22 protein-coding genes are annotated in these 21730 nt (G+C 35.3%); 12 read left to right on the top strand and 10 right to left on the bottom strand.

All coding sequences use genetic code 11. The features are described from left to right. Position 1 precedes the first annotated feature (1 nt). Positions 2 to 286 (bottom strand): DUF3817 domain-containing protein, encoded by a 285-nt coding sequence (locus FG27_RS17820; RefSeq protein WP_037321544.1) that lies wholly within the window; start codon positions 284 to 286, stop codon positions 2 to 4. Between the two features lie 156 nt (positions 287 to 442). Here FG27_RS17820 and galE point away from each other — a divergent pair, with 156 nt between their 5' ends. Continuing rightward, positions 443 to 1483 carry a UDP-glucose 4-epimerase GalE gene (gene galE, locus FG27_RS17825; RefSeq protein ID WP_037321548.1) on the top strand — a complete coding sequence of 347 codons (1041 nt, stop codon included), beginning with the start codon at positions 443 to 445 and terminating at the stop codon, positions 1481 to 1483. Positions 1484 to 1551: 68 nt separating this feature from the next. Here galE and FG27_RS19035 read toward each other — a convergent pair whose 3' ends face one another. The 4 genes from FG27_RS19035 to FG27_RS17840 form a co-directional block, all read right to left on the bottom strand. After that, on the bottom strand, positions 1552 to 1710 hold the full coding sequence (locus FG27_RS19035) for a YqaE/Pmp3 family membrane protein (RefSeq protein ID WP_079713206.1): 159 nt from the start codon (positions 1708 to 1710) through the stop codon (positions 1552 to 1554). A gap of 90 nt (positions 1711 to 1800) precedes the next feature. Then, entirely contained in the window at positions 1801 to 2574 is a 774-nt protein-coding gene (locus tag FG27_RS17830) for a DUF1206 domain-containing protein (protein ID WP_037321551.1), read from the bottom strand. Positions 2575 to 2669: 95 nt separating this feature from the next. Continuing rightward, the gene (locus FG27_RS17835) at positions 2670 to 3287 is read right to left on the bottom strand and encodes a YqaA family protein (protein WP_037321554.1); all 618 of its coding nucleotides are present in this window, start codon (positions 3285 to 3287) and stop codon (positions 2670 to 2672) included. A 192-nt stretch (positions 3288 to 3479) separates the two neighbouring features. After that, a complete protein-coding gene (locus tag FG27_RS17840) occupies positions 3480 to 3854 on the bottom strand; it encodes a hypothetical protein (RefSeq protein ID WP_037321557.1) in 375 nt (124 codons plus the stop codon). 275 nt (positions 3855 to 4129) lie between these two features. On the opposite strand from FG27_RS17840, the gene FG27_RS17845 reads away from it, so the two are divergent. The 5 genes from FG27_RS17845 (at position 4130) to FG27_RS17865 (ending at position 8497) form a co-directional block, all read left to right on the top strand. Then, complete coding sequence (locus FG27_RS17845) at positions 4130 to 4840, top strand: SDR family oxidoreductase (RefSeq protein WP_037321560.1); 711 nt, start codon at positions 4130 to 4132, stop codon at positions 4838 to 4840. A 262-nt stretch (positions 4841 to 5102) separates the two neighbouring features. Continuing rightward, on the top strand, positions 5103 to 5435 hold the full coding sequence (locus FG27_RS17850; RefSeq protein ID WP_037321563.1) for a helix-turn-helix transcriptional regulator: 333 nt from the start codon (positions 5103 to 5105) through the stop codon (positions 5433 to 5435). A gap of 32 nt (positions 5436 to 5467) precedes the next feature. Next, a complete protein-coding gene (gene arsB, locus FG27_RS17855) occupies positions 5468 to 6517 on the top strand; it encodes an ACR3 family arsenite efflux transporter (protein ID WP_037321566.1) in 1050 nt (349 codons plus the stop codon). Next, on the top strand, positions 6517 to 7572 hold the full coding sequence (locus tag FG27_RS17860) for an ArsO family NAD(P)H-dependent flavin-containing monooxygenase (RefSeq protein ID WP_037321568.1): 1056 nt from the start codon (positions 6517 to 6519) through the stop codon (positions 7570 to 7572). The genes arsB and FG27_RS17860 overlap by 1 nt, the downstream gene beginning before the upstream one ends. Before the next feature lie 178 nt (positions 7573 to 7750). Beyond that, on the top strand, positions 7751 to 8497 hold the full coding sequence (locus FG27_RS17865) for an SDR family oxidoreductase (RefSeq protein WP_037321571.1): 747 nt from the start codon (positions 7751 to 7753) through the stop codon (positions 8495 to 8497). 248 nt (positions 8498 to 8745) lie between these two features. Here FG27_RS17865 and FG27_RS17870 read toward each other — a convergent pair whose 3' ends face one another. After that, a complete protein-coding gene (locus FG27_RS17870; protein WP_037321573.1) occupies positions 8746 to 9741 on the bottom strand; it encodes an NADP-dependent oxidoreductase in 996 nt (331 codons plus the stop codon). 204 nt (positions 9742 to 9945) lie between these two features. Between FG27_RS17870 and FG27_RS17875 the strand changes: the two genes are divergently transcribed. Genes FG27_RS17875 through FG27_RS17885 form a run of 3 tightly spaced genes read left to right on the top strand, consistent with a single transcriptional unit; the run spans position 9946 to position 14583 of the window. Beyond that, a complete protein-coding gene (locus tag FG27_RS17875; protein ID WP_231563361.1) occupies positions 9946 to 12189 on the top strand; it encodes an FUSC family membrane protein in 2244 nt (747 codons plus the stop codon). After that, a complete protein-coding gene (locus FG27_RS17880; RefSeq protein ID WP_037321575.1) occupies positions 12190 to 12711 on the top strand; it encodes a DUF6155 family protein in 522 nt (173 codons plus the stop codon). A gap of 18 nt (positions 12712 to 12729) precedes the next feature. Beyond that, positions 12730 to 14583 carry a T9SS type B sorting domain-containing protein gene (locus tag FG27_RS17885; RefSeq protein WP_037322468.1) on the top strand — a complete coding sequence of 618 codons (1854 nt, stop codon included), beginning with the start codon at positions 12730 to 12732 and terminating at the stop codon, positions 14581 to 14583. Here FG27_RS17885 and FG27_RS17890 read toward each other — a convergent pair. Then, the gene (locus FG27_RS17890; protein ID WP_037321577.1) at positions 14572 to 15783 is read right to left on the bottom strand and encodes an MFS transporter; all 1212 of its coding nucleotides are present in this window, start codon (positions 15781 to 15783) and stop codon (positions 14572 to 14574) included. The genes FG27_RS17885 and FG27_RS17890 overlap by 12 nt on opposite strands. A 474-nt stretch (positions 15784 to 16257) precedes the next feature. Between FG27_RS17890 and epsC the strand changes: the two genes are divergently transcribed. Together epsC and cysM are read left to right on the top strand one after the other, a co-directional pair. Further along, positions 16258 to 17052: a serine O-acetyltransferase EpsC gene (gene epsC / locus FG27_RS17895; RefSeq protein ID WP_037321578.1), complete on the top strand. Its 795-nt coding sequence runs from the start codon at positions 16258 to 16260 to the stop codon at positions 17050 to 17052. Then, entirely contained in the window at positions 17045 to 17929 is an 885-nt protein-coding gene (cysM, locus tag FG27_RS17900) for a cysteine synthase CysM (RefSeq protein ID WP_037321580.1), read from the top strand. The genes epsC and cysM overlap by 8 nt, the downstream gene beginning before the upstream one ends. Positions 17930 to 18015: 86 nt before the next feature. Here cysM and FG27_RS17905 read toward each other — a convergent pair whose 3' ends face one another. Both FG27_RS17905 and FG27_RS17910 read right to left on the bottom strand, forming a co-directional pair. Beyond that, the gene (locus tag FG27_RS17905) at positions 18016 to 18579 is read right to left on the bottom strand and encodes a hypothetical protein (RefSeq protein WP_037321582.1); all 564 of its coding nucleotides are present in this window, start codon (positions 18577 to 18579) and stop codon (positions 18016 to 18018) included. 108 nt (positions 18580 to 18687) lie between these two features. After that, complete coding sequence (locus FG27_RS17910) at positions 18688 to 19398, bottom strand: Crp/Fnr family transcriptional regulator (RefSeq protein WP_197051698.1); 711 nt, start codon at positions 19396 to 19398, stop codon at positions 18688 to 18690. Positions 19399 to 19557: 159 nt separating this feature from the next. On the opposite strand from FG27_RS17910, the gene FG27_RS17915 reads away from it, so the two are divergent. Further along, positions 19558 to 21072: a DEAD/DEAH box helicase gene (locus FG27_RS17915; protein WP_037321583.1), complete on the top strand. Its 1515-nt coding sequence runs from the start codon at positions 19558 to 19560 to the stop codon at positions 21070 to 21072. Positions 21073 to 21175: 103 nt separating this feature from the next. On the opposite strand, the gene FG27_RS17920 is transcribed toward FG27_RS17915, so the two are convergent. Further along, positions 21176 to 21655: a hypothetical protein gene (locus FG27_RS17920; protein ID WP_037321585.1), complete on the bottom strand. Its 480-nt coding sequence runs from the start codon at positions 21653 to 21655 to the stop codon at positions 21176 to 21178. Positions 21656 to 21730 lie beyond the last annotated feature (75 nt).

Raw genomic sequence — 21730 nt, forward strand, 5'->3', positions numbered from 1 at the left:
CCTATAGATATTTTTTTTCAACATAAAAAGGGCCAAAAGGAACGAGGGAGCAACCAAGAATAATAAGCAACTCTTTAAAGTTCCAGTTCAAGGGTTTAAATAACCAAATAGCGCCAAATACGTAAGCGATAAAAAGAACTCCATGTGCCATTCCTACTTGCTGCACCATTTGTGGCATATCCCAAATATATTTTAGCGGCATTGCTATAAACAATAGTAATAAAAATGAAAGTCCTTCAAGTATGCTTACATATTTAAAAACCGTTTTTTGTCTTTCTAGGGGCATAATCTAAAATTTAGATTGCAAAGATAGGTTTTATAGAGAATTTAGTGTTTTAGATTCCTACTTTCCTTGAGATTATTAATAGTAGGAATTAGTATTTTCTTAGCAGCAATAACAAATACATTTTTATTAATTTGCATTTAAACAAAATTAAAAGAAATGAGCTCTAAAATATTGGTAACCGGCGGACTTGGATTTATAGGTTCACATACGGTTGTTGCACTTCAGGAAGAAGGTCACGAGGTAGTGATTATAGATAATTTATCTAATTCCTCTATAGATGTACTGGCAGGCATTACCAAAATCACTCAAAAAACTCCGACTTTTGAAAATATTGATCTTCGGAATAAAAATGAAGTAAAAGATTTTTTTGATAAATATCCCGATATTGAAGGAGTAATACATTTTGCTGCATCTAAGGCTGTTGGGGAAAGTGTAGAAAATCCTTTACTATATTACGAAAACAACCTTTCAAGTTTAATCTACCTGCTTAAAGAATTGCAACAAAAAGAAAATGCCTATTTCATATTTAGTTCTTCATGTACTGTTTATGGCCAGGCAGATACCTTACCAATCACCGAAAATGCTCCTGTTAAAAAAGCTGAATCTCCCTATGGAAATACTAAACAAATAGGTGAGGAGATCCTTATTGATACCGCTAAAGTTAATAAGAATTTTAAAGCGATTTCCCTTAGATATTTTAACCCAATAGGCGCCCATCCTTCTGCTGAAATTGGTGAATTACCTATTGGTACTCCACAAAATTTAATTCCTTTCATTACCCAAACGGCTATAGGTAAACGAAAAGAACTTTCGGTTTTTGGAGACGATTACTCAACTCAGGATGGTACCTGTATTAGAGATTATATTCATGTAATGGATTTAGCCAAAGCACACGTTGTTGCCCTGGAAAGACTTCAGCAAAATAAGGAGAAAAGCAATTTTGAAGTTTTTAATTTAGGAACAGGTAAAGGTAGCTCGGTTTTAGAAGTTATCAACTCTTTTGAACGTTCTACAGGTGAAAAATTACCTTATAAAATTGTAGGTAGAAGGGAAGGCGATATTGTTTCAGCCTATGCTGATACACAAAGGGCAAACGCAGAATTGGGTTGGAAAACCGAAAAACATTTGGATGAAGCTTTAAAGAGTGCCTGGGATTGGCAAAAGGTAGTAGTAAAAAGAGAAGAGGAAGAAAATTAATTTTTCTTCACTTAATTTAATAAAAAAAGGTCTGGAATTATTCCAGACCTTTTTTTGGTATATAAGATTTATCGCGAGCCGTTTACGATGAACGCGTGAATTACTCCGGGAATCCATCCCAATGCAGTCAATAATAAACTTATTAAAAAAGTAACGCCTAAACCGTGTTTCATAAATACGGCTAGTGGCGGTAGTAAGATATTTAAAATGATCGTTAACATAATTATTTTTTTATTGGTTATTTCATTCGAAATTACGCAGAAATAACAACCCTGGAATTACATTTAACGAGTCCTTGGTATGGGTTTAACAAAATATCATGCTTTAAATTTTCTGTATCTGGCGAGCATAAAGACATAAATACTGTAGCAAACAAAACCCGCAGCTACCAATCCCATTAACCACGAACCATATTGAGATTCCTGTAAAAACGAAAATGCATCGGTGGTGCCTTTTATATCTGAAGTATTAGATTCTATCGCTCCTCTAATAAAAATATATGCTAAAATACCGAAGATAATTCCACGAGCGATAAGCCCAAGATATCCCGTATTCTTAATAGTTTTTCGTTTCTTTTCATCAGTAATGGAATCGAAACCGAAATCCTTTAAAAATTCTTTAGTTTTAGCTTTCTTAAACTGAAAAATACTGGCAACTACAAGTCCTAGACCAATAACTGCAAAAATAACTACTCCAAGTGTACCGGTAAGTCCGCCCCCAGAGCCACCTCCAGAGGAGCCGGCATTAATTAATTGCATAAAAGCGAAAACGGCAAGACCAAGATATAAGACCGCACTTATAAAATAAGCGACTCTTTTACCCTTTCCTTCTTTATCATCTCCAATATTTTCAGGATCTTTAATTGCTTGTATAAAGCGCCAGGCGGAGTAGCATAATAAACCCAATCCTATTAAAACAAGTAAAGCATTACCAAAAGGTTGCTTTTCTAAAAATTCAATTACTTGTAAGTTGCTAGATTTTTGCCCGCCCATATTAAAAGCAGCCATAAATGTAAGTATCCCCATAATACCATAAACCGTAGCTTTAGCTACATAGCCAATACGGGCCATTTTTTTTAATTTAGAATCCATCTCAAGAATAATTTGGTTAGTTAATTAAAATTACTCCTTTGGAAATAGAAAATAGAAAACTTGGGAAAATTTTAGACTTTTGAAATTAATAAGAATTATACCATTTCAAAAATAACCAGGGCATATAGGTAGAATCTTACAAAACGAAGTAAGCCAAACATTAAGTAACTGGCAAAAGGAAACTTTATAATGCCTGCAGCTATACTTGTCATGGCAAAAGGAATAGGAAGTAGCGCACCTACAATAATTAAAAAACCACCCCATTTACGGGTGTTTTTAATATGTTGTGCCATCTTTACCTCAATTGCCTCGTGTACTGCCGGGATTTTTGTCATCCATCTTCCAATAAAATAGGAAATTACCCCGCCTAAATAAGACGCAAGGGCTAATAAGGATAGAAATAAAATTGGACTGGCAGATTTACCAGACCAGGCGATAAATAATTCTGGAGGGATTAATCCTAATAAAGATTCTGAAGCAAAAAATACGCTTATAATACCAAGAGGTGAATAAGTTTCAGTAACCGTAACGAGCATTTGCTCAATATCAAGAACCCAACGATCTATGGCTAAAAGCGCTCCAATAAATAAAACGATGGGTAATATTGCCTTCTTTACGCTTTTCCAGACAAAACTGTAAAAACCGGTATAACTATAATACTGGTGCAACAAGCGTATGCGCGACTTCTTTTTAGATTTCGCATTTTTCTTCATCAACTTCTCCTTTAGCAATTTACTCACTAAGTAAAACTTCAATATCCTGCCGTAAATACCGAATATTTATATTCTATAAACTTAATGGCTTGTGGGCTTAGCCCAAGATTATTTCTTATCGAAATATTTCAATAAGAATTCTATGCAGATGATATTCAAATACCAGGCCGTAGTATTTATTTAAATTACGATCTAATTTTCTTCAGCATATTCATTGAAAGCGTTTACGTATTCACGTAATTCAATTTCATTAACACGGTTAGTAGGATCGGCCATCAAAGAAAGTAAATAGTCCAGACTTTCCTGCCCGGTTGTCTCCTCCTGTACCGGTGCTTCTTCTCCTTCTTCTATAGGGTCATCTTCTGGAATCGCAATATTAAAAGAATCGTAAGCATCTACGTGTTCATAAGTTAACCTGATTATTTTAGCTAAAAGTGGCTGCCCTTCTTCTACGACAAGGGTCCTTAACTCTTTCAGGTCAGTTACCAGGGTATTGGTAATAATTCCGTTACGCATTAAATCGCGCTGAATCTTATTGAGTAATTTTTGGGCTTTGATATTATTCAAGAGAAAATAAGTTAATCAGGTTATACTATTTTTTGCAAATGTACTGCTTTCGTGGTTTTATAAAACATTTTAACAAAGAAATTAATGGAAATCACTACGCGCAGGCACAAGCCCCAAAGTGGTATGTCCAAACTAACTTTTGCCTAAGAGCAAAACCGTATTCAAAAATTTTATCATTTTAAATTTCTTTAAAATTAACAATATCTTAGTCCTTAAGATTTCAGCGAAATAGCATTGTTTAGTAGCTTTAACTCAATCAAAAAAATACAAATACTATGAGTTCATTAAAAGGAAAAGTTGCATTTATAACAGGTGGAAGTAAGGGTATTGGATATGGAGTAGCCCAATCACTTTTAGACCTGGGAATGAAAGTTGCCATAACAAGTAGGTCTAAAGATGCTGCCGAGAAAGCTGCAAAAAAATTAAGCGCCACCGATGCTCTAGGTTTAGAAGCAGATGTAAGAAATTACGAAAGTCAGGAAAAGGCTGTAAAAGCGGCAATTGATAAATTTGGGCAATTAGACGTGATGGTTGCCAACGCAGGGATAGGTCACTTTGGATCTATAGATGAATTATCTCCCGAGAAATGGCAGGAAACGATAGATACCAATTTAACCGGAGTTTTTTATAGCGTAAAATCCAGTTTAGCTGCTTTAGAAAAATCTAAAGGATACCTAATTACCATTTCCAGTCTTGCCGGAACAAATTTCTTTGCAGGAGGAGCTGCCTATAATGCCAGTAAATTTGGATTAACAGGTTTTACTCAGGCAGTGATGCTAGATCTTAGACAAAAAGGAATTAATGTAAGTACAATTATGCCAGGTTCTGTGGCTACGCATTTTAACGACCATACCCCAAATGAAGAAGATGCCTGGAAAATTCAGCCGGAAGATATTGGCGAATTAGTGGTAGATCTTCTAAAAATGAATAAACGTACCTTACCAAGTAAGATAGAGGTAAGACCATCAAAACCACCTCAGAAATAATTTTTTAAGAAATTAGAAATTGAGGCTGTTTTAAAAGATTTAATGTCATCAAGTTGTAATGAGATTTTTGAAATTGGATAAAAAGTTTTAGATCTCGTCATCCTGAATTTATTTCAGGATCTAACATGTTAGAAGCTGAAACAAGTTCAGCTTGACTAATTTTTACTTTTTGTACGACCTGGACAGATTAAGAAACTTTTTAAACAGCCTCTTTTTTTAGCGCTCTATTTATCGTAATATTGCAATAAACAATTATAGAAAAATGGGTCTTACAAAATCTGAAATATTTTCTCCTTCGCAAAATGAACTAGCGGGAATCGCTAAAGTCCTGGGGCATCCTGCAAGAATAGCTATTCTTCAGGAAATTATAAAATCAAAATCCTGCATTTGCGGCGACCTGGTGCAGGAAGTTGGTCTCGCACAACCCACCATTTCTCAACATTTAAAAGAACTAAAAAATATCGGTTTAATAAAAGGAGATATAGAGGGTACCAGAGTTTGCTATTGCATAAATGCCGAAAAATGGAAACAGGTTAAAGAACTTTTTACCACTTTTTTAGATTCTAATATCCCTCAAAAGGATCAATGTTGCTAACCAATTAATTTTCAGAATAAATATTTTCCGTGATGTCTCTAAAAAAGATGAATTTTCTCGATAAATACCTTACGCTTTGGATTTTCCTGGCAATGTTTATAGGAGTTGCAATAGGTTATTATTTTCCGCAAAGCTCTGGAATTATTGATTCTTACAGCATAGGAACAACTAATATTCCCATTGCGATAGGTTTAATTTTAATGATGTATCCGCCCCTGACGAAAGTGAATTATAAATATTTGCCCAGGATTTTTAAAAATGTAAAAATCCTGAGTGTATCCTTATTATTAAACTGGATCATTGGCCCAGTTTTGATGTTTTTCCTCGCAATAATTTTTCTTCAGGATCACCCCGAATATATGGTGGGCTTAATTCTTATTGGCCTCGCCCGTTGTATCGCCATGGTTTTAGTATGGAATGATCTCGCTGAAGGCAGCAGCGAATATGGCGCCGGTTTGGTCGCCTTAAACAGTATTTTCCAGGTTTTCTTTTATAGTTTTTATGCATGGATTTTTATTACCATTTTACCTCCATATTTTGGATTTGATGGCGCTATTGTAGATGTTTCTATAGGTACAATCGCGGAAAGTGTAGCTATTTACCTGGGAATTCCATTTTTTGCCGGATTTTTAAGTCGGGTGATTTTGGTTAGAGCTAAAAGTGAAGCCTGGTATAAAGAAAAATTTCTTCCGGCTATTTCGCCCCTCACTTTAATCGCATTGTTATTTACAATTTTAGTGATGTTTAGTTTAAAAGGAGAAACTATTGTTGAAATTCCAATAGACGTAGTTTTAATCGCTATTCCGCTGGTGGTTTATTTCATTCTCATGTTTTTTATCAGCTTTTTTGTTTCTAAATTCTTTGGAGCAAATTACAAACAGAATGCTTCCATTTCCTTTACCGCAACCGGAAATAATTTTGAACTTGCCATAGCGGTAGCTATCGCGGTCTTCGGAATAAATAGCGGCCAGGCTTTTGCCGGTGTGATCGGGCCTTTAGTGGAAGTTCCGGTTTTAATTGGTTTGGTGAGTGTGGCATTTTGGTTGAAACAGAAATATTATCCTAAAGAAAAATTAGCATAATGGCGGAAGTTTATGACGTAATAGTAATTGGAGGTGGTCAAAGCGGACTTGCCTGCGCTTATTATTTAAGAAGAACAAAACTGAATTATTTAATACTTGATGGACAGGAGAAATGCGGTGGAGCCTGGCAAAAAACCTGGGATTCTTTAAGGCTTTTTTCACCGGCAGATCAATCCTCGCTTCCGGGTTGGCTAATGCCTAAAAATGAAGATGGATTTCCACCCAAAGATCACGTGATTAATTATTTGTGTAAGTACGAAGAACGTTATGAGTTTCCGGTTAAGCGCCCGGTTAAGGTTGAAAATATAATAAAGGAATCAGGCATTTTTAAGATTAAAACATCAACAGGAGATTTTTCAGCAAAAACAGTGATTTCCGCAACCGGAACCTGGAAAGCGCCTTTTATTCCGAAGATAAAAGGAATAGATATTTTCCTCGGAAAACAGATTCATTCGGCTCATTATAAAAATACCGATGAGCTTAAGAATAAGAATGTGCTTATTGTTGGGGAAGGAAATTCTGGAGCACAAATTTTAGCTGAAATTTCTAAAGTTGCGAACACTAGTTGGGCTACTTTAAAAGATCCTGAATATTTACCCGATGATGTAGATGGAAGAGTTATTTTTAATGTGGCTACCGCAAAATATAAAGCCGAAAAAGAAGGAAAGAAATTCAACCCAGAAGCTTACAATCTTGGAAATATTGTAATGGTACCAACTGTTAAGGAAGCCCGGGAAAGGGGAGTACTTAAAACCAAAGGTAGTTTTACCGAGTTAACCGAAAGTGGCGTGAAATGGAAAGACGGAACTAAAGAAGATTTTGACTTTATAATTTGGTGTACCGGGTTTCATTATGCTACCAATCATCTTGAAAATATTGTGAAAATTGATGATAGAGGTAAAGTGAAAACAAAAGGAACAAAAGCCCAAAATTCACCCGGACTTTGGTTAGTAGGTTATGGTGGCTGGACCGGTTATGCATCAGCAACGCTAATAGGTGTTGGTAGATCTGCCAGAGCAACGGTAAAAGAAATCACCGAATATTTAAAGGAGTAAACTCTCTTTGAATAATTAAATTTCGATTATCTAGTAATTTCATAATTTTTTAAGAAGTTAGAATACTTCATATTGATGTATGTTAGGCAATGCCGTTAAATGCATACTAAAAATCTAAAATTACTGGTTTTCAGTCCTTATCCACATTAGCTTTGTTATAGAACCAAAAAAAATAGATATGAGTATTAAAGGAAAAACTATAATAATTACAGGAGCTTCTAGTGGAATTGGAGAAGCTACAGCAAAGAAATTATCTCAGGAAGGCGCAAATGTTGTACTAAGTGCTCGCCGTGAAGACAGATTAAAGTCTTTGAAAGATGAAATAGTAAAAAACGGTGGATTAGCTTTAGTGGTAGCTGGTGATGTTACTAAAAAAGAAGATTTTAAAAAAATAGTTTCATCAACTTTAGAAGAATTTGGAAGTATTGACGGAATTGTAAATAATGCCGGATTAATGCCTCTTTCTTACGTGAAAAATCTTCATACTGAAGAATGGGATAAGATGATAGACGTGAATATTAAAGGAGTAACAAACGGTGTAGCCGCAGTGCTACCAACAATGATGGAGCAAAAAAGCGGACATATAATCAATATTTCTTCCAGTGCAGGGCATAAGTATTATCCCGGCGGAGCAGTTTATTGCGCTACAAAAGCTGCAGTAAAGATGTTTTCTGAAGGACTTAGAGCAGAGTTAGCTCCTAATTATGGAATTAATGTGACTTCTATAGATCCTGGATTTGTTTCTACGGAATTGACAGATACAATTACCGATGATGAGATCAAGAAAGATATGGAGCCAATGTTTAAAGAATTAACTCCATTACAGGCAGAAGATATTGCTGATGCAATTTATTATTCATTAAGTCAGCCGAAAAGAGCTAATATCAATGATGTTTATATAATGCCAACAGACCAACAACAATAAGTTAGGCACCTTAATTTAAAAGAAGTTATCTGAAACGTTTTAAAAACGTCATCCTGAATTTATTTCAGGATCTAAAATATTAATAATTGAAACAGGTTAGAAGCTGAAACAAGTTCAGCTTGACGAGAATAGAATTCTTAGAAACCTCTTTTTTATACTTTACAGATATCAATTATTTTTAAATTTAAAAGCTCGTTTGAAAAATTTTCCAAACGAGCTTTTTTTTATGACTAATTCTAAGAAGAATTCTAAATTTCAACCACCATTTTACCGGTATTTTTTCCTTCAAAAAGATCTAGAAATGCCTGTGGTGTTTCCTCAAAACCTTTTACAATCGTTTCATCGTATTTAAGTTTTCCCTCATTTAGCCATCCTGCAAGTTCTTTTATTGAACTTTCAAATTCATCAAAATGATTTCTTACTAAAAAGCCCTGCATTAAAGCACTTTTTTTGATCATTATTCCTTCAAGCCTTGGGCCTGTAGGCATTTCTTTTTCATTGTAAATAGAAATTGCTCCGCAGTTAATAATCCTGGCAAATCGGTTAATATTCATCATCACTGCGTCTAGAATTTCACCACCAACGTTATCAAAATAGACGTCAACACCATCGGGACAGGTTTTGGCTATTGCCTTTTTCATACTTTCGGTAGTCTTATAATTTATACCTTCATCATAACCGAATTTCTCTTTTATATGATCTATTTTTTCATCGGTTCCGGCAATTCCAATTACCCTACAACCTTTAATTTTCCCAATTTGTCCGGCAACACTACCAACTGCACCTGCGGCACCTGAAACTACAAGGGTTTCTCCTTTTTCAGGTTTTCCAATATGTTTAAGGGCTAAATGAGCGGTTAAACCGGTTAATCCCAAAATACCAAGGTATGCGCTGGCCGGGGCTAAATTAGTATCAATCTTATTCAAATTCTCACCGGTATGGGTTTGGAAAAGCTCCCACTTTAGCATTCCACTTACAAAATCTCCAGCATTAAAATCTTTGCTATTACTTTCTATAACTTCAGCCACCAACATAGATTCTATAGGTTTATTCAATTCAAATGGTGGGATATAGGATTCCTCGTCTCGCATTCTTCCACGTAAATATGGATCTACAGATATATACTTCGCTTTTAGTAAAATTTCATTTTCCCCCGTTGTTGGTTTTTCAATCTCTTTAATTTCAAAATCTGAAAGGGATGGTTTTCCCTTTGGGCGGTTTTTTAATAATATACTTTTATTCATTTTAGATATTTTTTTTATTTCAAAGTAAATTACCGCTTAGTAGAGACCTCTGCAACTCAGGATTATTAATTTAAACTTAAAATCTCCATTTTCATATAATGGTCTCAGTTCAAAATTTCTTTATTGTGTAAATGTTATCATTTTTTAAAGGATTGCCAATTACTCTATAATACACCGTAACTTTGTTTTATAAAAGCACAAAATTTGCCCAACATTATTTTTAATTACTGGCAGGAATTCCTGAAATATCTTAGAAGCACCGACTTCTCTAAAGCGATGGTGCTAACTGTGGCTATAGGCTCACCGGTTGGGATTTTCATTTGGTTAGGCAATTTTGAAATAGGAGTAGTGCTGGCGATGGGCGCTTTACTAAGTTCTCCCAGTGATATTCCCGGTAGTTTTAGACATCGAAATGTTGGGGTAATTATTGCCGCAGTATTAGCTGGAATTGTATCCATAATAATGGGTTATTCGGCGCCTTATCTTTGGCTCGTTTTACCTCTTTTGGGCATTTTAATGTTTGGTATTTCTTATTTGGCGGTTTATGGTTTTAGAGCCTCTCTTGTAGCTTTTGCCGGTTTATTTGCGATTGTTTTGAGTTTTGCTAATATCTCGACGGAAATTCTACCCTGGGAACGAGGTTTACTAATTACCGGCGGCGGTTTGTGTTACCTGCTCTTAAGTAATTTCTGGACCTATCTTAATCCGAAACATCATACGGAACAACTTTTAGCTGAATGCCTTGAGCTTACCGCAAAATATTTAAAAACAAGAGCGCATCTTCTTACTGAAACTAATGAGAGAGAAAAACTTCAGAAGGAATTATTTCTTCTTCAAACCGATCTTAACGAAAAACACGAAAGTCTACGAAACTTACTAATTAATGCAAGACGTGCTTCCGGAAACTCCAATTATGCCCGTAAACGTCTACTTATTTTTATTGAATTGGTAGATATCCTGGAGTTGGCTATGGCGAACCCCGTTGATTACAAAAAAATGGACGAGGTGCTGAAGGATGACCGGGAATTGTTAGAACGCTTTAAAAAACTAATAAAAAAGATCGCATTTCAGCTTGACGAAATTTCAGTAGTGGTTGAAAAAAAGAAAGAATCTTCAACTAAAGAAATTCGGGAATATTTAAAAGCAATAGAAGACAATTTTAAGGAGGTACGCGCACTTATTTCTTCAGAAAATAATGAAAAAGCATTTTTACTTCAGAATCTATTCGATTATCTGGAAAAACAAGGGCAAAAGATAAATACCATTGTTAGGGTTCTACATAATCTAGATACCCGTGAGCCGGTATTAATGAAAAACAAAGAGGTAGCACAATTTATAACTCCGCAAGATTATGATCCCAAGACCTTAATTGAAAACTTTAATTTTGGCTCTCCAATTTTCAAGCACTCGCTAAGACTTGCTATCGTGATTTTAGTAGGTTTTAGTATAGGATTATATTTTTCGTTTGAAAATGCGTATTGGATCATTCTTACCATTGTAGTAATTATGCGTCCAAATTACGGACTAACAAAAGACCGTTCAAAACAGCGTATTGTAGGTACTCTTATAGGTGCCGTAATCGCTCTGGGAATTGTTTTTCTAATAAAAAACCAGGTTGTTTATGGTTTTTTGGGCTTATTTTCACTTACGCTGGCTTTTTCCTTATTGCAGCGGAACTACCGTACCGCAGCGGTTTTTATTACTTTGAGTATTATATTCATTTATTCTCTCCTAAAACCTGATATCTTTAATGTAATCCAGTTTAGAGTAATAGATACTGTGCTGGGAGCCGGTCTTGCTGCTTTAGGAAATCTCGTTTTGTGGCCCGCGTGGGAGTCACAGCATATCAAGAACGTAATTAGAGAAAGCATTAGTGCCAATCAAAAATACCTGAAAGAAATTGATAGTTTTTATCACGAAAAGAAGAATCTCCCTACTTCCTATAAACTTTCCAGGAAAAAGGCCTTTCTGGCGATGGGTAATTTAAGTGCTTCCTTCCAGCGAATGACCCAAGAGCCAAAATTTAAACAAAAGGAATTAGAGCAGCTTTATAAAATTGTAGGTTTAAACCAAACCTTTCTTTCTGCTTTGGCGTCCCTGGGAACTTTTATTAGAAATCATAAAACCACTACAGCATCCAGGAATTTTGAAGTTTTTGTTTCCCATATTTGCACCAATCTTGAAAATGCAGCGAAAGGCCTGGAAGAGACTCAAACTTTGAAGGAGGTTGATCCCTCAAGTACAGAAAAAGCTGCTTCTGAACTTCTTAAAACCTATAAAAGCTTACTGGCAGAAAGTCAAAAACAACTAAAAGAGGAACCGCAAAAAGATCAAAAAGAAGTACAGCTAAAATTACAGGAAGCTCAATTGGTTAGTAGTCAATTGCAATGGCTGTTGGAAATCTCAGAAAATCTGCAAAAATCCATAGCGAAAATAAAATTTAGCTAAATGAGTAAGCGCCAATTAAAAAAATACCTTGAGGAATTAAGTAAAGAACAACTGGAAGAGCAAATTGTAGATCTTTATGAGCGTTTTAAACCGGTAAAGGTTTTTTATGATTTTGTATTTAATCCCCGGGAAGAAGAATTAATGCGGAAATCGAAATTGAAGATCTCAAAAGAATATTTTCCAGAAACCAGACGTAAACCAAAGGCCCGACGTTCTATTGCGCAAAAAGAAATAAAACATTTTAAGCAACTTGGGGTTGAACCTCATTTAACCGCCGATTTGATGCTTTTTAATGTGGAAATTGCCCAAACTTTTGCTGAAGAAAAAAGCAATTTAAAAGAGCCATTTTGCAAAAGTATCTTTAAATCTTTTGAAGAAGCAGTACATTTTATTAACAAGCAAGGAATATTAGCAGCATTCAAACTTAGAATTCTAAAAATTGCTGCCGAAGCTGAAAGTCAAAACTGGCCTAACGCTTACAGGTTTGAGAAAATTGAAATGCAATTTCAAGATGCGCAGTAATTGTGTACTTTTGAAGAAATGAGATTTTCGCTTCTTTTCTGTTTTCTAATATTTTGCACTTCCGGATATGCCCAACTGGGTTTTTGTGAAGGCAGTAAAGGTGACCCCATATTTCAGGAAGATTTTGAAGGAATAACCCAATTATCTGCCGGTACAACTAATTATACCTACGTAGATCGTGATCCTGAAGATGGGCAGTACACGGTTTCTAACCAAATTGGAAACTTTATTACCTCCTGGCATTCAAGCTTGCCGCCCAACACTGTTTCTAATAGAAACGCACTTATTGTAAACGCGTCTTTTACTTCTGGCCGATTTTACCAAACAGAGATTACCGGTCTCTGTGAAAATACTACTTATGAGTTTTCGGCATTTTTAATGAATATTTATGATCGCTCCAGTAATGTGTGTGAAAATGGTGGAATTCCAATAAACGTTCGTTTTGAAATTTGGGATGAAAATGATGCAAACTTGCTTAAAGAAGGAAATACAGGAGATATTACCTCTACAAATAGTCCGCAATGGGAGCAATATGCACTTACTTTCCAAACTGAAGTAGGGCAGGAGGCCATTATCCTTAAAATGTTTAATAATGGAGAAGGTGGCTGCGGTAATGATTTAGCCATAGACGATATCATTTTCAGGTCTTGCGGTGATCTTACCACGATTACTTCAGAAAACGCTAATAATCGATTAGATTTTTGTGCTGAAGAAGCGCCGGTAAGTCTTAGCCTGGAGGCGACGCCAGATTTTTCGGTTTATGACACTCACGCTTACCAATGGCAGGAAAGCAATGATAATGAAACCTGGAATGATATTTCTGGGGAAAATGATGAAGTTTATAATACTCCACCACTAAATAATTCTCGATTTTACCGAGTTAAGGTAGCTGAAGATCCTGTAAACCTAAACGATAATTTATGTAGTTCTGTTTCTGAAATTTTCACGGTTAATATTCTTGAAACTCCTTCGCCACCAGAAAGCGCCGGAAATATAAGTATTTGTAGTGATGATGAAATTCCTGAACTAAATGTTGATGTGGAAGATAATGAAACTGCCAACTGGTATGATGATAATAATAATTTGATTGCTGAAAATATGGTTTCCTATTTGCCGGAAGTACCGGGAATTTATTACGTAGAAGCAGTAAATCAAGGTTTTGATTGTGAAGCTAGTGAACGTATTGCTATCGAATTAATCATAAATGAAAGTTTGCAGGTAGAGGATGAAGTTTTACAAATTTGTGAGGGTGAATCCCTTATTCTAGATTCCGGTCTGTCTGTACTCTCCTATGAATGGTCTACAGGTGAGACGACCCGGGAAATTGAAATAATTGAACCAGGAACATTTAGCGTTATTCTCACAACTTCAGAAGGCTGTTCTTCCACAAAGAACTTTGAAATTAACCAGGTAGATATAGCTGAAATAGAACAGATAAATTCTGATTTAGAGGATATTATTGTCACGCCCGCTAACGATGGCGATTTCGAATATTCCCTGGACGGAGGCAATTATCAAATGTCAAATAGGTTTACATCGGTTCCCAGCGGAATTTATATCGTCTATATGCGAGATATTTCTTCATGTAATACGGTAAGCCAGGAATTTCCGCATATTGTTATCCCAAGATTTATAACGCCCAATGCAGATGGTTATAATGATAATTTCAGCATTAACGGGCTCGAATATTTTCCCTCTTCAGAAATAAGAATTTTTGATCGTTACGGGAAATTATTAAAAGCCGGACCGGGAGAAACTTTCACCTGGAACGGAAACTTAAATGGGCGTGCCTTACCTTCTAATGATTATTGGTATCATATTTATATAGAGGGTTTTATAACGATTAAAGGATCTTTTAGTTTAAAGCGTTGAGACTTTTGTAATATTCTTTATTCGTTGTGAATTTATGCTTATTAATAGCATCGCAGCAAATAATAGAAGGATAATAGTACTAAAATCAAAATTACCATCAATCATGAACCCAACCAACAAAGGACCTAAGGCGGTACTTATCACCATAAACATAGTAAATACACTTCTAATTGCACCCATTTTTTCGGTTCCGTAGATTTCGGCAATAAGCGACGTTTTTACAGTGCCAGCCATTCCACCGGTAATTCCTGCAGTAATTAAGAAAAGGAAAGCACCAAGAATGCTGTCCATCAAAGCGAAAGGAATCAAACCTAAGGTCATTGGAATTAAATAAAATCTGAACATTTTCTTCGCACTAAACTTATCAACCCAGGTTCCTCCAACTAATGAAAATATAAACCTGGAAACAGCATAAACGGTGAAAAATGTAGCGTAAAGTTTTGGTGACCAGCCTTTATCTTCAACAAAAACATATTGATAAAAGAAAATAGCCGTGTTAGTGAAACTCAGTATAAAACTGGCAGGCATCATAATTCCGAAACGTTTCTCGAAAACTACACCCTTGTAATCTTTTAAAAGCGACCAGGTAGATGGTTTTCCTTTGGTAGAAAGTTGGTGGTCAAAATCCAGTAGATTAGTAAACTTTAACCTTATTAAATATAGCAGTAAGGCCACACCGCTCACAATAGTGGCAATACGCCAATCAAAAAAAGCGATAATGGAGGTGATTATTATGGGAAAAATAGCTTCTCCCATAGAATAACCCAATGAGGAAATACTAAGTGCTTTTCCACGATTCTTATCAAAATACTTAGAGATTATAGTCATGCTTATATGGCTCATTAAACCCTGCCCGCATAACCTAAGCCCGATTAAAGCTACAAAAAGAATAGCAATATGATAGGAGAGTCCGAGTAAAATACTGGATAGTCCCAGGCTTAAGACGGTAAAGGCAGTAACTTTTTTTACCGGTTTATGGTCTACGGTATGCCCAACGCTTAGCATAATTATTGAAGCCGCTACGGTGCAGCCGGCATAGATAGCACCAAATGTACCTTCAGATATATTAAAGGATTTGACAATTTCAGGAACATAGAGCGAAATAAGAAAAGTTTGGCCAAAACTGGATAGGAAGGTGAGTAGCCATCCAAAACTTACTTTTTTAAAATTTCCGCGTAAAAAATAGAAATAGTCCTTCAAAATGCTTTGTTTCAATTTAGAAAACCGCAAATATAAGGCTACCTATAGAGAATAAAAGAAGTAGGGAACGAAATGTATAAAATATAAAAGCCACCCTTTTGAGGTGGCCTGAATTATTTCTTTTTCTAGTTAACCTAAACTATTTTTTAGGCTTTTCGTGTTTTGCGGGTTGCTTTTTTGGTGCCGCTTGCTGTTTTCTTGGCTCCTTCTTTGCATCTTCCATTTTTTGTTTCCCATGTTGTGCCATTCTAATAAAATTTAATTGGTTTTACGAATTAAAGTTACCAATTTAATAAACTGGCTTGTAGTTATTTGTGACAAAATTAACTCAGTTATTCTCTTGTGAAAAATTAAAACTAATAGAAATTAAATAAGATTATTGAAAGCATTTATAGCTATTTAAATGCAATTTGATTTGCTATTGTTTACATTTGAATTAAAACAAGGATTGTTATATAAAAATTGCAGTTTTAAATGAGCCAGAACGAAGTTATAGAAAAAATAATAGCACAAAAAAAGCTTCCGAATTTAAAATTCAGTATTAAAGAAAAAACCGAAGCTTTTACTAAAAATCTTTTTTACACCTTGTTTGATCAGGAAACACCTGTAGAAAAGAATATCGTACAATTAGGAAAAGATTTTGAAGAACTGGCAGATTTAGTTTGCTGGAAGCCAAATACGCCTTGTAGGGATATTTGGCAGGAATATTTAGATAAACTACCAAAAATACTGGAAAAACTTAATAAAGATGCGGTCGCGATTTCAGAAAACGATCCTGCAGCAAATTCTTTAGAAGAAGTTATCCTTTCTTATCCCGGCTTTTTCGCTATTGCTATTTACCGGTTTAGTCACGAATTCTATAAATTCGGATTGCCTTTGGTACCACGATTAATGACAGAATGTGCACATGGTCTCACAGGAACCGATATTAATCCAGGAGCCCAAATTGGTACACCATTTTTTATAGATCACGCTACAGGAGTTGTTATTGGAGAAACAGCCGTGATAGAAGATAATGTAAAGATTTACCAGGGAGTTACTCTCGGCGCTTTATTTGTAGACCGCAATCTAAAAAACATTAAAAGGCATCCCACTATTGAAAATAATGTGACCATTTATGCGAATGCTACTATTTTAGGCGGAGAAACTGTTATTGGAGCTAACAGTATTATTGGAGGGAATGTATGGTTAACAGCTTCAGTCCCAGAAAACTCTATGGTATCACATACTCCTCAAATCAATATTAAAAATACGAGTAAGAATGAATAATTCTATATTAGACCTTATAGGAAATACACCCCTTGTAAAAGCGCAAACTTTGGTTGATAATCCAAAAGTTCAGCTTTATTTTAAACTGGAAGGTCAAAATCCCGGTGGAAGCGTAAAAGATCGCGCTGCTTATAATATGATTAAAAGTGCATTAGATAGAGGTGATATTAGCCCCGAAACAAAACTTATTGAAGCTACAAGCGGCAATACCGGAATAGCACTAGCCATGGTAGCCAGAATTTTTAAGTTGGATATCGAGCTGGTGATGCCTGAAAATTCTACGATAGAACGTGTGCAAACGATGCGCGCTTATGGCGCTAAAGTAACACTTACCGATGCCGATGGGGGCATTGAAGGAGCTCGTGATTATGCTGAAGAAAAAATGGCAGGCGGAGATTATTTTATGATCAACCAGTTTAGTAATAACGATAACTGGCAGGCTCATTATAATACAACCGGGCCAGAGATCTGGAACGATACCAAACATAAAGTAACCCACTTTGTATCTTCCATGGGAACAACCGGTACAATAATGGGAACTTCTACTTTTCTAAAAGAAAAGAATAAGGAAATTCAGATCGTTGGGGTACAACCTACCGATGATTCCCGAATTCCAGGAATTAGAAAGTGGCCGGAAGCTTACTTACCAAAAATATTCACACCCACAAAAGTAGATCGAATTTTGGAAGTAAGTGAGGCAGAAGCCATCGAAATGACTAAAAAACTAGCCAGGGAAGAAGGCATTTTTGCCGGAATGAGCAGTGGAGGAGCTACGGCTGCTGCTGTTAGACTATGCAACGAATTAGATGAAGGTATCGTTGTGAGTATTGTTTGCGATCGTGGAGATCGTTACCTGTCTTCTAATATTTATGATTAAAAAATACTCCGGAAGTTTCATAGATAAACTTCCGGAGTAACCTATCTCGGAGCAAGCTCAGTAGTATGCATTGAAAATAATATATTTTATTCTATAGTTGCAACTGCTACGCCACGAGCGTCTCGATCAACATTTAATTTTACAGTTTTACTTTTATTACCATTTTGAAGTTTTACTTTATAAAATTCTTCATCAAGCGCCCAGCCATCTTTTGAATATGCCAGGTGTTTGGTTCCAACCAAAGAATATCCTTCATTAGCTCTTAAAACACTTATTAAAGAATAATAAGGTAGATTAATATCTTTAAATCTTTGACTGCTGGATTGTATTTTTCCAGCTGCATTGTAATTAACCTTTAAATTACCTTTATTAGTGATAAAAGTAACGGTGTAAGTATCATAATCTTTATCCTGGTTGGCTTCAATGAAATCCATTATATTGAAATTTTCTTTCGCAAATCTCAAAGGATTAGAGTGAAACTGCCCTATATAATCTTCGCTCACATTAAAGCTTAAAGAGTTTGAGGATCCATCTATTTCCAGGGATTTTGGATTATAATCCAGGTTAAGTTCCTCCAACTTAATTACTCGTTGGGAATAAGCCATCGCTACAAATGCAAGGCACATCAAGGTTAAAATTAAGTTTTTCATAATAATTGATTTAGAGATTAATAAATAATTCCACTCTAAAGATACCTTAGTATAACTTTAGATAGAACTACTTAAGTAGCACTAAATCAATATTTAATAATATTTAGCTTAAACACCCTTTTGGTTGTTTGTTGCTTTTTCTAGCAAAAGGGTAAGATTAATAACTTCCATTTCTTTTCTTCCTATTTGTAGAATTCCTTCATTCTTGAAATCCTGAAAATGCCGATTTACAACGGCACGAGTAGTGCCTATTAGATTTGCAATTTCTTCATTAGAAAGATCATTGATAAACTCCAGTTTCTTAGATTCCTGATTAAGATTTTTTAATATTAACCTGGCCAACCGGGCGGGAATTTCAAGAAGGGTATGATTAATTGCATATTCTTCCAGGGTTAAAAGTTGTTTTCCCAGATAAGGTAGTAATCTTTGATTGAGTAAAGGATAATCTTGCAGCCATTGCCGCATTTTAAGCGTAGGTGTTGTCAACATTTTTACTTCTTCCAGAGATTCATAATATAATTTATGAGAACATTCCTCGATTAAAGAGATCACATCAAAAAAGTCATTTTTCCGAAGTAAAAACAAGGTAAATTCCCGTCCTGTATCTATATCGGTTTGAAAAATTTTCACCCTTCCTGAAATTATGATATGAAATTTATGCCGGTGTTGATGACAACTGCTGCAGGTGTATGCCGGCCATTTTTCCTCCAAGAAGTTTGAAGCAATTTCCAAAAGTATTTCTTTTTCAAAATCCTTAAAAAGAATATTGTTGCTTATGGTGTTAAATTTACTGGGATTGCTTGCTCCTTCTCGCTTCATAATCATCAAGTTCTATAAAAAAAGCGCCTAACGGAGGGAGTAAAATTGCAACCTAAATTTAGGTATTTACGATTTAAAAATTTGCATTTGTATCTTAAAAATTTCTTTAAACCTAAGAAATCAGCTATTTTTGCAAACTTGCAGATCTGAAAAAAAATTATGGCGGTGGAAACCTTTGGAATAGAAGATAAAAAAGTTGATAAAGAGCTTTACGACTATCAGCAGAAAGATATAGACAAGATCTTTAATGTGATAGAAGAACATCCTGAACATTATAACCTGCTTTATCAGCTCCCTACTGGTGGTGGTAAAACGGTTATATTTTCGCAAATGGTACGTGAATATATACAGCGTACTCAAAAGAAAGTTCTTATTCTTACTCACAGGATAGAGTTGTGTAAGCAAACCTCGAATATGTTAGATGGGTTTGGTGTGCGCAATAAGATCATCAATTCTAAAGTAAAAGAATTACCAGATCAGGAAGACTATATGTGTTTCGTTGCTATGGTAGAAACGCTTAATAATCGTTTGCACGACGAGAAACTGGAAATTAAAGATATTGGGCTTGTAATTATTGATGAGGCGCACTATAATTCATTCAGAAAATTATTCAAATTCTTTGAAAAGTGTTTTATCCTGGGAGTAACCGCCACACCGCTTAGTTCAAATATCAAATTACCAATGAAGGATAATTACCGCGAGCTTATCGTTGGTGATTCTATAGACTCCCTTATTGAAAAAGGTTTTTTGGCTCGGGCTAATACTTTTAGTTACAACGTGGGACTTACCAGTTTAAAGGTAGGGATGAACGGGGATTATACGGTAAAATCTTCGGAAGAACTGTATTCCAACATTTCCATGCAGGAAAAGCTGCTTACCGCTTATTATGAGCGCTCTCGCGGAAAGAAAACTTTAATTTTTAACAATGGTATTAATACTTCTATAGAAGTTTATGAAACCTTTAGAAATGCTGGTTTACCCATTCGTCACCTTGATAATACTACCAGTAAACAGGATAGAAAGGATATCTTAAAATGGTTTAAGCATACGCCAGATGCCATTGTAACTTCAGTAAGTATTCTTACCACCGGCTTTGATGAACCAACCGTAGAAACGATTGTATTGAACAGGGCTACAAAATCACTTACTTTATACTTTCAAATGATTGGCCGTGGTTCCCGCGTACTTCCCGGAAAATCAGAGTTCAATGTGATAGATTTAGGTAATAACCTGGCTCGTTTTGGGGAGTGGAGTGCTCCCGTAGATTGGAAACAGATCTTTAGAGCTCCAGATTTCTATTTTGAAAATCTTTTAAGTGATGAAGATATTGAGCGCGAGTTTAAATATGTAATGCCCCCCGAAATTAGGGAACAATTTTCTAATACCGATAATGTTGATTTTGACGTAGAAGAAGCCTACGATAAAGTAATAAAAACTGGGTTAAAATCTAAGGCGGTGTTAGAATGGTCTATGGAACAACACGTACAAATGTGCGTAGAAAATTCTGAAGATGTTTTTGATGCTCGAATTCTTGCAAAGGAACTTAAAGATGATATAGCTTCCAGGATAAAACAATATTCTTATTGTATTAGCAAAAGCACAAAAAACTATCGCGATTGGCTGGAGGAAGATTACTCCAGAAAACTGCGAATGGCTATAAATAAAGAATTTTAAATTATAATTTAAACCTGAACCTACCCTTAATTTTGGTAGGTTCAGATTTACTTAACCTATCAGATTTAAAAAATCTTAGGTATTTTGTTTCCCGTAAACCGGTTTAATCTAAATCTGCCGATTGTATATCCCGCTTAATAAATTCCCTTTCTCTTACAGATCCTCCAGCGACAATTGCAGCACCTATAATTACCAGGTTTTTAATAATATACTGCCCTTCGGTGGTAAGTACAAACGGAAAGTTTTCAAAACAGGCTTCAGGCAAAACTATTAGTGGTAAGAAGGTACCGGGTATTTGAAAAATAAGCAATAATACGGCCAGTCTCAATGTTTTTTTAGAAAGCATAAATATTCCAATTAAAACTTCCCATACTCCCAGAACAGGTATAAATATTTCAGGATCAAACCAAAATACTGTTGCTGCAATTAGTTCCTGAGCAGGACTGTCCCAAACAACTTTTAAAGCACCAAACCATATAAAATTTATAGCTAGGGCAAATCTTAAAATCGGTTTCCCGTATTTATACATCCAATGACTAATTTGGTAATCTAGCTTATTAAAATTGGCTTTATTATCCTTCATTATTTTCTGGTTGAATTTCAAAATTCAGAATTTATGCTATTCTATAAAAACAGATTATTAATTATAGGATTTATT

Origin of the sequence: Salegentibacter sp. Hel_I_6 (assembly GCF_000745315.1) — a bacterium.
Taxonomy (GTDB): domain Bacteria; phylum Bacteroidota; class Bacteroidia; order Flavobacteriales; family Flavobacteriaceae; genus Salegentibacter.

Coding starts and splice junctions, on each gene's coding strand:
- FG27_RS17820 (WP_037321544.1), bottom strand. CDS start 286: ATGCCCCTAGAAAGACAAAAAACGGTTTTTAAATATGTAAGCATACTT.
- galE (WP_037321548.1), top strand. CDS start 443: ATGAGCTCTAAAATATTGGTAACCGGCGGACTTGGATTTATAGGTTCA.
- FG27_RS17830 (WP_037321551.1), bottom strand. CDS start 2,574: ATGGATTCTAAATTAAAAAAAATGGCCCGTATTGGCTATGTAGCTAAA.
- FG27_RS17835 (WP_037321554.1), bottom strand. CDS start 3,287: ATGAAGAAAAATGCGAAATCTAAAAAGAAGTCGCGCATACGCTTGTTG.
- FG27_RS17845 (WP_037321560.1), top strand. CDS start 4,130: ATGAGTTCATTAAAAGGAAAAGTTGCATTTATAACAGGTGGAAGTAAG.
- FG27_RS17850 (WP_037321563.1), top strand. CDS start 5,103: ATGGGTCTTACAAAATCTGAAATATTTTCTCCTTCGCAAAATGAACTA.
- arsB (WP_037321566.1), top strand. CDS start 5,468: ATGTCTCTAAAAAAGATGAATTTTCTCGATAAATACCTTACGCTTTGG.
- FG27_RS17860 (WP_037321568.1), top strand. CDS start 6,517: ATGGCGGAAGTTTATGACGTAATAGTAATTGGAGGTGGTCAAAGCGGA.
- FG27_RS17865 (WP_037321571.1), top strand. CDS start 7,751: ATGAGTATTAAAGGAAAAACTATAATAATTACAGGAGCTTCTAGTGGA.
- FG27_RS17870 (WP_037321573.1), bottom strand. CDS start 9,741: ATGAATAAAAGTATATTATTAAAAAACCGCCCAAAGGGAAAACCATCC.
- FG27_RS17880 (WP_037321575.1), top strand. CDS start 12,190: ATGAGTAAGCGCCAATTAAAAAAATACCTTGAGGAATTAAGTAAAGAA.
- FG27_RS17885 (WP_037322468.1), top strand. CDS start 12,730: ATGAGATTTTCGCTTCTTTTCTGTTTTCTAATATTTTGCACTTCCGGA.
- epsC (WP_037321578.1), top strand. CDS start 16,258: ATGAGCCAGAACGAAGTTATAGAAAAAATAATAGCACAAAAAAAGCTT.
- cysM (WP_037321580.1), top strand. CDS start 17,045: ATGAATAATTCTATATTAGACCTTATAGGAAATACACCCCTTGTAAAA.
- FG27_RS17905 (WP_037321582.1), bottom strand. CDS start 18,579: ATGAAAAACTTAATTTTAACCTTGATGTGCCTTGCATTTGTAGCGATG.
- FG27_RS17910 (WP_197051698.1), bottom strand. CDS start 19,398: ATGAAGCGAGAAGGAGCAAGCAATCCCAGTAAATTTAACACCATAAGC.
- FG27_RS17915 (WP_037321583.1), top strand. CDS start 19,558: ATGGCGGTGGAAACCTTTGGAATAGAAGATAAAAAAGTTGATAAAGAG.
- FG27_RS17920 (WP_037321585.1), bottom strand. CDS start 21,655: ATGAAGGATAATAAAGCCAATTTTAATAAGCTAGATTACCAAATTAGT.